Below are 12,664 nucleotides of genomic sequence, written 5' to 3'. Positions count from 1 at the left end.
CTACGACTGAGCAAAGAAGCGCCCAAGGTCAATGGACCTTTTGGAACGCTCCCTTTATACTTAAACCCTTTAACTAATCGATTTTACCGGTCCGGCTTCATTAAATACTGAACCATTTTCTGTTCCTCCGGTCCTTGACCTTGGAAAACGGCTTGATAACAAACCTTGCCGTCCAACCAGAAATAGCTCACCAGATTGGTTTCATCGGAACTGCTTAGCTTGCCATCCACTTTGTATGGCTCGGTACGCAGTACTTCCTTCCCCTGAATGGTTATGGCTTTAAGCTTGACATTATTCCGTTCGCCGTCAATTCTCGAGAAGGAAACCTGGCCGTTCTTTTTCATCTTTTGATACATATCCCCGTTTAACATCTGCTTAAATGCAACGCTTTGGATTCCGGAGGCAGCTTCTTTTTTCTGTTTTTGATCGCCCCGGCTATAAGAGACTTGAAGCAGCTTGCGCATGGAGTCCTTATCATTTTCCGCGTAATTGAAATTCGCTTTACGTGACACATAGGCACCGCTGGCGATAAAATCCCCCGGCAGCTTGCGCGGAAACACGGCGTTAAAACCAACCAGCTTCTGAGCACGTCGGATATCCTCGGTATCATACAAATAGGTCAAGATTTTGCCATGATACTCATTGTCTTTATGGAGCTCGTTCAGCTTCGAATCGGGAAATTTCATGGAAGCGATGATTTGTTCCATTTCGCCGCTGGACAATATGTGGGAACTCAGTTGGTAGCTTATGCCTTGATCCTTCCAGAGATAATAATATCTTTCCGGCTGCCCTTTCCAGGCGGTCATGCGAATCGTCACTTTTAAACCTTCATCCATGTCAGGGAAGGATAGGGATTCTTTCTCTATAACTTTCCCGTCATCCTTCTGATCCGTTCCATCTTTCTCTATTTTGGCAATCGGATCGTAAAGCTCCTGAAGATCAGCGCCTTGGACTATTCTCAACATGAAGTTGCCGTTACTTTTGTTGATGTTAGCCTTAACGTAGTGTAGGTTGACTTCCGCACGGGACGGATGGGATTCTGATTTGAGCTGGAGACTGAAATCGCTAAAAGCATATCCCTTCGGCAGAACAGATGGCACTTTAAATTTAAACGGCGCCACCTTAGCCCCTTTTTCAAGGTTATCGTATACCCGAAATCCTTCGTCCCCAAACAGTTTTTCATTCCCGCCGTCTTCGGCATGAACCCATTCGGAAGATCCCGCCTCCGATACCCGCGCATTTGTCAGCGTAGCCGTACCGATCAAGAGTACGAGAACAACCGCCATCATTGAAAATTTATAAGAACCCTTTTTAAAAGATGAAATCATTTGAATCCTCCTTGCCACCTCTTGGGGACCGTTCAAACCTTTGAAATAAAGAAGATGCGGCTGGCTTCTCCCTTTAGAATACCGTTTCAGGAATCCGATAATCGTCATGCCGTAAGGCACAGCCTCCTCTTCCCCAAGCGCCTCCAGGACACAGGCATCGCATGCCAGCTCCCGGTCGGCTTTCATTTGCCGCAATAGAAACCACACGAGCGGATTCATCCAGTGAACGGCAAATACCAGGCTGCCGAGCAGATTCCAGATGGTATCCTTTCGTTTGTAATGGGCCAGCTCATGAGCGATCACGTGCTTCAGCTGCCGTTCGTTGCCTGATTCGGAAATAAGCGACTCGGGCAAATAAACCGCCGGACGGAGAACTCCCGTAATATACGGACTCTGAGCTGCTGGATCTGTATAGATCCCTACCGGACGCTTGATGGAGAATAAGCCCCGGCATTCTTCCGCAATATTCACAATCGCGGCATCGGCGACACGGCCGAGGTGTTTTTGTTTTCTTTGGATTCGCAACCAATAGATCAGGCTGTATCCCAGCAAGACGGCCGTAATCGTCAGCCAAATGACAGCCAGTACGCGAACTGCCGGATGGCTTTCTCTCTCTTCGTCCACTACGGCAAGTTTTTCCGTTTCCTGCGTGATCAAAAGCGGCTGCGAAACATTTTTTTCTGCTTCATTCGTTGTATAATAAGATGGATGCGTATTTTCTTTTTGGCTGTTTTCGGCTCTCGTTGCAGGCTTGTCCAGCTGAAACGAAAACCCGAGGACAGCATTTTTTATGTCTGTAAATGTAGGCACTGCATTAAACAAGCTTACCGGACTTTGCGGCAGCACCGGCAGCATGAGCCTCAACAGTACAATCAGCCATAACGCATGCCTCAACCGGGGACTGATGCGTCCGCGAAACAGACGCTGAACCGCCAGCACCACAGCTGCGGCCGCGCTTGCCATCAGCGTCGAGGCAACGAACCAACTGAAGAGGCTTTCAGTCATAATCATGGTATAACCTCATTTGGTTAGATTTCACGCTTTTAAGGCCGTGATGAGTCTTGAGTCTGTTGATTCTTTTAGTCTTTGGAGTCCTTTTCCTTCTTCTCCAGCAAAATTTGCTGCAACCGCTCGATCTCTTGATCCGACAGCTGGGTCTCCTCCAAAAAATTGGTCATCATCAATCCGGCCGCGCCGTTGAACACCCGGTTTAAAAAAGAACGGCTTTCCGCGCGCACGCACTCTTTTTCCGAAATAAGCGGATAATATAAATAACTTCTGCCCGACTTTTGATAACCTAGCGCTTTTTTCTTCATAAGCCGGTTGATAAAGGTTCTGACCGTCTGATCGCTCCAGTCCGTGCCCTCCGGCAAATACTGCATGATTTGCTCGGCCGTCAGCGGGTTTTCCCGCCAAATGACCTTCATGATTTCCCACTCGGACTCCGAGATCTTGGGCATCTTGTCCATTGTCCTCCCTCCTTTCCCGACTTGGCGATAAACTATTACAAATGTAAATATAACTTATTCGATAAACTATTACAATTGTAAATTTATAAAAATGATGAAGTTTCACGGATCGAGACTGCATATATCAACTGATTGAAAACAACGGGATGCTGGAGGTCTTGCAAGCTCGACAGAAAATCCCTTCCCACTGCAGCGGAAAGGAGCCGTACCTGAACCTCGAAGGTCAAGAACGGCTCCCTGGTGTATCAATAGCCCAAAAACCTAGTCCTCGTGGAGAATAAACAGCTCCTCCACCGTAATTCCAAATACCTTGGCAAGCTTAATCGCTAATATCGTACTGGGAATAAACTTGCCGTTTTCAATCGTATTAATCGTTTTCCGCGTAACCAACCAGCATGAATACCCCCGATTGTAATGGGATTGAACGGGTTAGTCGCCTTCCAGCGATTATCCCCTTTCGCACATCTTTAAGTCAGACACTCAACCCTAGCTTTCTCGACAGCCTCTTCGCGGCCATTTACTTGCAGCTTCAGGTAGATGGACGAGATATAATTGCGTATCGTGCCTTCCGACAAATGCAGACTCTGCGCGATTTCCTTGTTGCGAAGCCCTTCGGTCAAGCACCGAAGAACATCGATTTCCCGTTCAGTCAGCTCGTACGGATTCGGCGTTTTATCCCCTGTCTGGTATTGGAATAATTGATGGGCTACATCTTGCGAGATCATCGTCCCCCCGCCGTATATGAGCCGAATGGTTGCTGCAAGCTCCTTAGGGTGTATTGATTTCAACATATAACCTTCCGCCCCGATACGAAGCGCCTCAGACGCCAAAGAAACATCCTCTATCGTGGTGATCATAATGATCCGAATGTCCGGCCACGTCTCTTTAATGGACTTGGTAGCCGCGATGCCATCCATTTCCGGCATGTTGATGTCCATCAATACAATGTCGGGACGTTCTTTCCCGCATTGCAGAACGGCCTGCTTGCCATCGCCAACAACCGCTACTTCGAAATCCTTCTCTTCTCCTAACAGCAGCCTCAGGCTCTCACGGACCAGGGGTTGGTCGTCCGCCAGCAGAATTTTGATAATCTGTCCGCCTTCATTAGATGGATTGGGAATCGTGCAGGTTACCATCGTGCCTGCCTCCGCTTGCGAATGGATATAGAGCTTGCCTTGCAATGGGGCCAACCGCTCCTTCATGCCGGTCAGACCGAATCCATATTGAAGGTTGTCATCGCCTTTGCCGTTATCCTGCACCTGCAGCATGACCTGAGCAAGATCATATTGAAGAAGGACTTGAATCGTGCTGGCCTGCCCATGACGGCTGGCATTGGTCAGAGCTTCCTGCAGGCAGCGATACAAAACAAGCTTGGCCTGCTTCATCACAGGATAAGGCTCACCCATCGTGCGGAACACAACCCGTATCCCAGTGTTCGCCTTGAATTCATCCAGCATCTGAAGCAGCGATCGATCCAAAGGCAGTGCCTCCTCAATCGGATCCATCTGATGCACCTGACGGCGAATATCGTCCAGCCCCGTTCTCGCCAGCTTGAGCATTCCCTGCAGCTTGGATTCTCCCTCATTCGAATGAATATGGGGCTTCAATGTCTCCATCCCTAAAATCAAGGAAGTAAAGGTATGGCCAATCGTATCATGCAGCTCGCGAGCCATGCGGTAACGTTCCTCCAGCAGCGTCATTCTTTCGATCTGCGAGGAATACTGCTCCAAAATCGTATATTGTTCTTTGATTAACGCTAGCTTCTGCTTGATGGCATTGATTGCCAAGGCTCCTTTTTGCAGCGCATAGCTTACCCCATAGAAGAGCATCGCATCGAGTAAACTTTGCCATATGACAGGACGTGACAACGACGAGCCAACGGAATTCCCTGCGCTCAAAACGAACAGCGTCACGGCTACGGGCAATGAGATCCAATGGACTCGTCCACGGCTATAGAATGCAATCGTAAAGAGGGCCGGCGGGAACAGCCTTATCAAACCAAGATCGTAAGCAAGAAATAACGATACTCCGCCAGCCAACAAGCACTCCGCAGCCAGGTATTGGGAGTACCGCCCTTTCACAAATAAAAAGGGGATAAGATTGCATACCAAAAGAGGAGGAAACACCATCCAAAATGGAAAGGTAGGCTGATCCTGATACATCAAAATGATCACGGCGACGACCCATAGGATGCGAATGGCAAGCATGGTCCAATCCTGCCATGACCACCGGTTTGGGACAAGTAAACGCATATGTACAACTCCATTCACTCTTATTGAATTGAGCGGCAAATCAGCCTGAACAAGCCCGATTTTTCTTGTCATGCAAGGTCATGATTCCTTGTCACTCGGCTTTATGACAACCGTTCTGTTACGTTGAGGATGGCCTGAGATGAATCCTCTAGAATACGGAAAATTATATCTCATTCCAAATGCTAATAAAAGGAGTTGTATGGATTGTCGCTGCTGCAAATTCGCGATCTCACAAAAAAGATAGGAAACAAGGTCATTGTCGATCAAGTAACGCTGGATATGGAAAAGGGGGAAATCCTGGGACTCCTCGGTCCGAACGGAGCAGGAAAAACGACGACGATTCGGATGATCGTCGGCCTCATGTCCAAATCGGGGGGCCAAGTGGTGATTGACGGTACGGATACTCATGCACACTTTGAACAAGCCATGAAACACGTTGGCGTCATCGTGGAAAATCCGGATTTATACAAATATTTATCAGGTTATGACAATTTGATTCACTTCTCCCGCATGACGCCAGGCGTGACAGAGGCGAGGATCCGGGAAGTCATTGCTCTCGTTGGATTGGAGGACAGCATCAACGATAAAGTGGCCACCTACTCTTTAGGCATGCGGCAGCGGTTAGGCCTTGCCGTCGTTCTCGTCCATAAGCCTTCCCTGCTTGTCCTCGATGAACCGACCAACGGACTCGATCCGGCTGGTATCCGCGAGCTGAGAGGCCACTTGAAGCATCTGGCTCACAAAGAAGGAGTAGGCATTATGATCTCCAGCCACCTCATGTCCGAGATGGAAATGATGTGCGACCGCGTAGCGATTTTGCAAAAAGGGAAGCTGGTTGGCGTTCATAACATATCGGATATGGCGGACGACGAACGAACCCAAGTCCGATTCGAGGTCGACCGGCCGGATTTAGCGATACAGATCCTGCAAGCGATCATGGCCGGCGATGAAATAACGGCCGATCAACGCCACATTCAAATCAGTATCGCCAAAGCGCATATTCCGGAGATTAGCCGAAAGCTAATGGAGGCCGGGATCGATGTGTATGGCGTGAACACGATCAAGAAGACGCTGGAAGACAAGTTCATGGAGGTAACAGGAGGAGAAAACCATTGATTCCATTCATTCGCAATGAAAACATGAAGATTTATAAACGAAAGCGTACGTGGGTGATGATTGCCATCGTTCTGTTATACGTGCTGCTTCAAATCGTGAATTTGAAGACAGCCGGAAGCGTTACTGCGAGCGACAATTGGAGAACACAGCTGGAACAGGAAAATGTGCAATTCAGCAAGGAAGCTGCCAAGCCGGATGCGCTCAAAATTGAAATTGCACAGGCCGAGAAACACATCATACTGAACCAATACTATTTAGATCAAAATATTCCGCCTAGTACTAATGCATGGAGCTTTTCAGTAAGTCAGGTACGGAATATCATTTTTGCCGCATCTTTGATTTCCGTCATTATCGCCGGCGAAATCGTTGCCGCCGAATTCGTATCCGGCACGATCAAGCTGCTGTTGACCCGTTCGGTGAGCCGAACCAAAATCTATCTGTCCAAGTACGTTGCCGCCATTCTGTTCGGTCTGCTGTTATCCGCGGCCGGGATACTCGCGTCCATCCTTCTTGGAGGTTTCATATTCGGTTTCGATGGATTAGCGGACGGCTATTTCTACGTCAAAGACCAAGCTGTAAGGGAAGTACCCACGCTGCAAGCCTTACTAGCAGGATATGTTCTTAATATTCCATTCTTGCTGATCGCAACTACGCTCGCTTTCATGATTTCCGCTGCTTTTCGCAGCACGACCTTCTCCATCGTGATTTCTCTGCTTGTTTCTTTGACCGGGTTTATTATCGCGATTGCGATGGACGGCTGGGCTTGGACGAAATACTTCGTCTTCTCCCACACTGACCTGACACCGTTCCTATACGGAAATCCTTCTGTTGATGGGGTAACGTTAGGATTTTCCCTTGTATTTATCGTACTCCATCTCGCAATCATGCATTTGATGTCTTACCCCTTGTTTATAAAGCGCGATGTAGTCTAAAAGCAAACCTATTTAACAATCACATTAAGAAAATGGTGATATATATGAAAAGAACGAAAATAGTACAGGGTATGATGTTTTTAGCGGCGTTATTGCTGTTGATTACGGCCTGCCAAGCAAAAGAAGAATCGGAGAAAAAGACCCTGGAATTACCCGCAAACGATTTATCCAAACTCGTCATCGACCATCGGAATGGCGAAATTCAGATTACAGGCAGCGCGGATTCGGATAAGATTGAAGTGGTTGCTCTGGCCAAAGCCAAAGGAATCAGTATGGATAAATTGAAGTTTACACTGGAAGCACGGAAAGAAAACGCTTATTTGGATGCACGGTTTGGAGGGCAATTCCTTGCTATGGGGTCGGGAGCGGTCGATCTGGTAATCAAAATCCCGAAACAACTTCAGGTGGACATTACTTCACATCGTGACGGCAATATTCGAATCGCTGATGTATCATCCAGTGCCAAGATTGACAATATCAATGGTGATATTCAAGTATCGAACCTGTCCGGATCCCTTGAAATCGATAATCGTGATGGTAACATGACTGTTCACGATATCGGTTCGGATGTAACCATTAACAATATCAATGGACGTATTCAGATCGATCGCGTAGATGGTTCAGCCGAGGTACATGTCGGAGATGGCAGCCTGGATATTGATCACGTGATGAAAAATGCGACCATTAAGCAATCTGGTAACGGAAAAATCAAAATCGGCGAGGTAAAAGGCAAGATCTTTCAGAACAAATAATGGCAATGAATCACGATATTCATGCATAAAAAAAGAGTCCTGAAATTTTTCAAGACCTCATTCAACATCATATCAAAAAGAGAATTATAAGTCTATATTTTCCCTGCCATATATGAAAAAATCTATTCCGTACGAAAATAGTGCGGGAGGGAAAAACAGAATGATTCCAACATGCTTTTCAGATTATTGCTACAAGATACCTTTGCTGAATGAGGTTGCTGAATGGTCGTTATTAAGAAAATGGACTCTTTCTGAAGTCTACAGGATAAAGCTTACTACAGGCGAATCACGCATTATCAAATGGGGTGGTCGTGAGATGGCCGGCGAAGCTGGGATATACCGAGATTTAGTGCTTCCGCTGCAAATCAAAGCCCCGCAGATTTTTGAATATGTGCAGTTTAAGGACAGCGGAGTCATGATTATGGAAGATGCGGGAAAAGAAAATTTGGAAGAAAATCCGCAACCGGCTTATTTCCTGGAGGCTGCAAGGGAATTGGCAAGATTAAGAACGAAAGCAGCATCCAACTTGGAAAAGACGCTTCCTAAGAAGATCATTAACACCTACTCCGTTTCAGCGAAAAAATTCCTGGATCTGCTGGACGATCTTTTGAAATCGAAAAAGTTAGCGGAAAACAAAGCCCTATTTAATGTTAAGGCAGTATTTCCCCGTCACTTGGAAAAACTCTATCAAACGGTACCCGCCACCATCGTTCATCATGATTATCATGCAAAGAATCTTCTGATCCAAGACAATGGCGTTATGCCGATTGATTGGTCCATATCCTATTTAAGCCCTCATCTTGGTGATTTATATTGCTTGATTGGGGAAGCGCAAGCTTGGAGTCAGGTATCGAAAGAAGATATGGCCTCCGCATACCTCGAAATAGCTGCTTTCGATATGGACCATCTGGACTGGGAGCTGCGCATTGGCGGTTTATGCTGGCTGATCAAGACATTGCATTGGCTTGTTTATGGCGGGACAGAAATCATTCCTGAATCGGAAACTTGGATACCGGATCTGCTGCAGGAGGTCGAAAATCTATACCACGAAATGGCCTGATCTGTTCACGCTATAAATTTTTGCATATTAACTTCACTCGGAGTGGATAATATCCAAGAATTTCAAATCAAAGGAGCGCGGATGGATTGGGAAAATCAGTAAAGTCAGTTACATCGCCCAAGAAATTTATAGTGGGTCACCATTTGTTAAACGAATTATCGATATATTCCGGTATTTACGGTGACCATGCTTATGTTATATGTGATGAATTCATTCTGGACCGTGCACATAAAGAAGCAGGAAAATCATTTGAAAAAGCCGGACATCAAAGCGAATTTGTAAAATTCAACTACCAAATTACCCAAGAGGAAATTGATCGACATTGTGAAGGGGTTAAAAAATCAGGTGCCAACGTCATTGTTGGTATTGGCGGCGGAAAAACATTAGATACAGCTAAAGCTGCCGCTTATTACGCACATTTGCCTGTCGTTATATTCCCGACCATTGCTTCAACAGATGCACCATGTACCGCACTTTCCGTCATTTACAATTCGGACGGCTCATTTGATCGCTATCTCTTCTTGCCGGAAAATCCGGACGTGGTATTGGCAGATGCCGATATTTTGGCAAGTGCTCCGACCCGTTTTTTTGTAGCCGGGATTGGGGATGCTCTTGCGACTTATTTCGAGGCACGTGCATGTTACCAGAAAAATGGAAATAACCTCGTTAATTTAAAGCCATCTCTAGCTGGTTTAGGTATTGCGAAAATGTGCTATGACACCATTCTGGAATATGGCCTTCAAGCCAAAATAGCAGTTGATCAAGGAATTTCTACTCCAGCCGTCGAAAAAACGATCGAGGCTACCATTTATTTGAGCGGTGTTGGTGCCGAATCCGGCGGTTTAGCGGCTGCTCATGCGATCCACAATGGAATGACCGCTGTTCCATCCCTGCATCATGCGCAGCATGGCGAAAAAGTAGTTTTCGGTTTATTAACGCAGCTTGTTTTAGAAAGCGCGCCGACAGAGGAAATTGAAACGGTTATTCATTTTATCAAAGAAGTGGGTTTGCCGTTAACCTTAAAAGACCTTGGTCTTGACGAATTTAAAGAGGAAGAGTGGCGAAAAGTAGCGGAAGACGCATGTGCTGAAGGAGACACGATGGGTAACATGCCGCATCCGGTCACTCCCGATGATGTGTATCAGGCCATCATTGCCGCAAACGCATTGGCAGAATATTACCACGATTAGTGGAAGAAATTTAGCAGCGGCGTGTGAATGAAAAGCGCCCCATGGGGAAGCAGGGATCAAGACAGCATACAAGTCTAAATAGCCAGTCTACCGGAGATGATCCGGCGACTGGCTATTTTTATTGAAACCATGAATTCCCACCATGAGGGAGTGATAAACTTCTTCTGCCTGAGCGAAATGCTCATGGATGCATCCCTTGCCTCCTACAAATCATATTAGACCTTTCAAAATCCATTCGAATCACTCCTATCATTGAATTATGATCTTATCCCCGCCTCAGCTTCCCACTTGGTTATTTCCTCCCGAACTCGGGGCGCTACCTCTGTTCCTAGCAGCTCAATGGCTCTCATCACCTGGGCATGCGGCATTGTGCTTAACGGAACATACAGCATAAAGCGCGTAACGCCTACATTTTTGCGAAGGTGAATGATCTTCTGGGCAACGGTCTCGGGATCGCCGACATACAGCGCACCTTCAAAGCTGCGCGCTGCATCGTAGCTGGAACGATCATAATGCGCCCAGCCCCGTTCCTTGCCCAATCTGTTCATCCCTGCCATGGTAGAAGGAAAAAATGTATCTGCAGCTCGTTCCGTATTCTCTCCAACAAATCCTATCGAGTGCGACCCGACCTTAAGCCGCGATTCGTCATGACCAGCATGCGCCGCTGCTTTTTTATAAAGCTGCACAAGCATTGTAAAATCCGTCGGTTTCCCACCGATGATCGCCAGCATCAGTGGCAGTCCTAACAGACCTGCACGGATAGCAGACTCCTGTCTGCCCCCGCTGCCGATCCATATCGGCAAAGGATTCTGAACGGGCCGTGGATACACGCCCAAATGGTTAATCGCTGGCCGATGCCTGCCCTTCCAGGTTACTTTTTCGGACTCCCGTATTTTAAGGAGCAATTCCAAATGTTCTTCAAACAGCTCATCATAGTCATCCAAGTCATAGCCAAACAGTGGAAAAGATTCGATAAAGGAACCCCGGCCCGCCATAATCTCCGCACGTCCATTTGAAATGCCGTCCAGCGTAGCGAAATCCTGAAAAACGCGCACCGGATCAGCTGAAGAAAGCACCGTCACTGCACTAGTCAGCCGAATCCGTTTCGTCTGTGATGCAGCCGCAGACAACACAAGTGCTGGCGAAGATGCCGCATAATCCTTCCGATGATGCTCACCTACGCCAAACACATCAAGTCCCACTTGATCAGCAAGGACAATTTCCTCAACAACTTCACGCAATCGCTGTGCGTGGCTCATCACTTCACCCGTTTGAACGTCCGGTTTTGTTTCTACAAACGAAGTAATCCCTATCTCCACGATCATCTCTCCTATTCTAAAAAATCTTTATTGTAATGCAGCAGCCGTAGCGCGCCTGGTCATAACCCAAAACAGAAGAGCTACAGCACTAACAGAGGCTCCAAGCAAGCAGACTCCGTCCCAGCCATAGAATGCATATACATGGGTCGAAGCGATAGAGCCCGTCGCACTGCCGATGGAATAGAAAATCATGTACCCGGCAGTGAGCCGACTGCGCGCTTCCGTATGTAATGCCAAGATCATGCTTTGATTAGTGACATGAACGGCCTGCACCGCCAAATCAAGAAGAATAATGCCAAGGGCCAATACAAACAGCGACTGTTCCATACGGTTGATCAGCAGCCAGGATATCAACAACAGCATCAAAGACAAGCCCGTCGTTCTCTGACCGTAACCCCGATCGGCCAGCTTCCCCGCACGCGCTGCGGCTAACGCTCCGGCAACCCCCACGAGACCAAACAACCCAATGGCAGTGTGCGAAAGGGATAATGGCGGCGCGCTAAGAGGCAGTACCAGCGAAGTCCACAAAATGCTGAAATCAGTAAAAATCAGCAGCGCCAAAATGGCACGGATGCGTAATATTCGTTCTTGTGCGAACAACATAAACACCGATTTAAGCAGGTGGAGATAGGACAGTGATTTTACCCTGCGTTCCACTTTTGGCAAAACCTTAATTAATACACAAACCATGAGAAACAGCACCGCAGCAGAGACCAGATATATGGAACGCCAACCCGCAAGATCGGTTAATATTCCTGCAATGGACCTGGCAAGAAGTATGCCAATCACAATTCCGCTTGTCACCATGCCCACGACGCGTCCCCGTTCGGCAGGGGCAGCCATCGTCGCCGCGAACGCCACAAGAGTCTGCGTTACAACGGCAAGCAGTCCCACCAAAGCCATACCTGCGAATAGCGCCATGCTGGAGGAGGCAGTGCCAACTATAACCAGAGCTATCATGGATAATAGCATCTGACCCATAATCAGTCGGCGCTGGTTCAGGAGATCTCCAAGCGGCACCAGCAGCAGCAATCCCGCTGCATAAAAGACCTGAGTGATGGTGATGAGAATGCCAATGGTTGAATGGTCAATACTGAACTCACTCGACAGATCATCGAGTATGGGTTGTGCGAAGTAGATATTGGCAACGGACATTCCGCAGATAACCGCAAACAATAGCGTTACATAACGGGACATCAGAGAACCCTGAGCTGAATCAGAGACGACCATCGCCGGCGGTGAGGAA

11 protein-coding genes are annotated in these 12,664 nt (G+C 47.4%); 5 read left to right on the top strand and 6 right to left on the bottom strand.

Annotation, left to right across the window (positions count from 1 at the left end):
• Window positions 1-83 precede the first annotated feature (83 nt).
• The 4 genes from XI25_RS14680 to XI25_RS14670 form a co-directional block, all read right to left on the bottom strand.
• Window positions 84-2,339 carry a M56 family metallopeptidase gene (locus XI25_RS14680; RefSeq protein WP_046679249.1) on the bottom strand — a complete coding sequence of 752 codons (2,256 nt, stop codon included), beginning with the start codon at window positions 2,337-2,339 and terminating at the stop codon, window positions 84-86.
• Between the two features lie 68 nt (window positions 2,340-2,407).
• Complete coding sequence (locus XI25_RS14675; protein ID WP_046679248.1) at window positions 2,408-2,797, bottom strand: BlaI/MecI/CopY family transcriptional regulator; 390 nt, start codon at window positions 2,795-2,797, stop codon at window positions 2,408-2,410.
• A gap of 261 nt (window positions 2,798-3,058) precedes the next feature.
• Complete coding sequence (locus XI25_RS32180) at window positions 3,059-3,187, bottom strand: helix-turn-helix transcriptional regulator (RefSeq protein ID WP_152669137.1); 129 nt, start codon at window positions 3,185-3,187, stop codon at window positions 3,059-3,061.
• A gap of 77 nt (window positions 3,188-3,264) precedes the next feature.
• Window positions 3,265-5,049 (bottom strand): helix-turn-helix transcriptional regulator, encoded by a 1,785-nt coding sequence (locus XI25_RS14670; protein ID WP_046679247.1) that lies wholly within the window; start codon window positions 5,047-5,049, stop codon window positions 3,265-3,267.
• Window positions 5,050-5,253: 204 nt separating this feature from the next.
• Here XI25_RS14670 and XI25_RS14665 point away from each other — a divergent pair, with 204 nt between their 5' ends.
• The 5 genes from XI25_RS14665 (at window position 5,254) to XI25_RS14645 (ending at window position 10,099) form a co-directional block, all read left to right on the top strand.
• Window positions 5,254-6,165, top strand: coding sequence for an ABC transporter ATP-binding protein (locus XI25_RS14665; RefSeq protein ID WP_046679246.1), 912 nt, complete (start codon window positions 5,254-5,256; stop codon window positions 6,163-6,165).
• Complete coding sequence (locus XI25_RS14660; protein WP_046679245.1) at window positions 6,162-7,097, top strand: ABC transporter permease; 936 nt, start codon at window positions 6,162-6,164, stop codon at window positions 7,095-7,097. The genes XI25_RS14665 and XI25_RS14660 overlap by 4 nt, the downstream gene beginning before the upstream one ends.
• Before the next feature lie 44 nt (window positions 7,098-7,141).
• On the top strand, window positions 7,142-7,849 hold the full coding sequence (locus tag XI25_RS14655) for a hypothetical protein (RefSeq protein WP_052759612.1): 708 nt from the start codon (window positions 7,142-7,144) through the stop codon (window positions 7,847-7,849).
• 160 nt (window positions 7,850-8,009) lie between these two features.
• Window positions 8,010-8,909 (top strand): phosphotransferase, encoded by a 900-nt coding sequence (locus XI25_RS14650; protein ID WP_160308920.1) that lies wholly within the window; start codon window positions 8,010-8,012, stop codon window positions 8,907-8,909.
• 86 nt (window positions 8,910-8,995) lie between these two features.
• A complete protein-coding gene (locus XI25_RS14645) occupies window positions 8,996-10,099 on the top strand; it encodes a glycerol dehydrogenase (RefSeq protein WP_046679243.1) in 1,104 nt (367 codons plus the stop codon).
• A gap of 257 nt (window positions 10,100-10,356) precedes the next feature.
• On the opposite strand, the gene XI25_RS14640 is transcribed toward XI25_RS14645, so the two are convergent.
• Window positions 10,357-11,418: an LLM class flavin-dependent oxidoreductase gene (locus tag XI25_RS14640; protein ID WP_046679300.1), complete on the bottom strand. Its 1,062-nt coding sequence runs from the start codon at window positions 11,416-11,418 to the stop codon at window positions 10,357-10,359.
• A 27-nt stretch (window positions 11,419-11,445) separates the two neighbouring features.
• Entirely contained in the window at window positions 11,446-12,648 is a 1,203-nt protein-coding gene (locus tag XI25_RS14635) for an MFS transporter (protein ID WP_046679299.1), read from the bottom strand.
• Between the last annotated feature and the right edge of the window lie 16 nt (window positions 12,649-12,664).

The sequence above is a fragment of the Paenibacillus sp. DMB20 genome, assembly GCF_000987955.1.
Classification (GTDB): Bacteria; Bacillota; Bacilli; order Paenibacillales; family Paenibacillaceae; genus Paenibacillus_AQ.
Note: the sequence above shows the minus strand (reverse complement) of the source record. Positions and strands in the feature narration are given on the sequence as shown.

Bases quoted from the DNA above. Each gene is read 5' to 3' on its own strand.
- XI25_RS14655 (WP_052759612.1), top strand. From the start codon at position 7,142: ATGAAAAGAACGAAAATAGTACAGGGTATGATGTTTTTAGCGGCGTTA.
- XI25_RS14635 (WP_046679299.1), bottom strand. From the start codon at position 12,648: ATGGTCGTCTCTGATTCAGCTCAGGGTTCTCTGATGTCCCGTTATGTA.
- XI25_RS14650 (WP_160308920.1), top strand. From the start codon at position 8,010: ATGATTCCAACATGCTTTTCAGATTATTGCTACAAGATACCTTTGCTG.
- XI25_RS14680 (WP_046679249.1), bottom strand. From the start codon at position 2,339: ATGATTATGACTGAAAGCCTCTTCAGTTGGTTCGTTGCCTCGACGCTG.
- XI25_RS14670 (WP_046679247.1), bottom strand. From the start codon at position 5,049: ATGCGTTTACTTGTCCCAAACCGGTGGTCATGGCAGGATTGGACCATG.
- XI25_RS14675 (WP_046679248.1), bottom strand. From the start codon at position 2,797: ATGGACAAGATGCCCAAGATCTCGGAGTCCGAGTGGGAAATCATGAAG.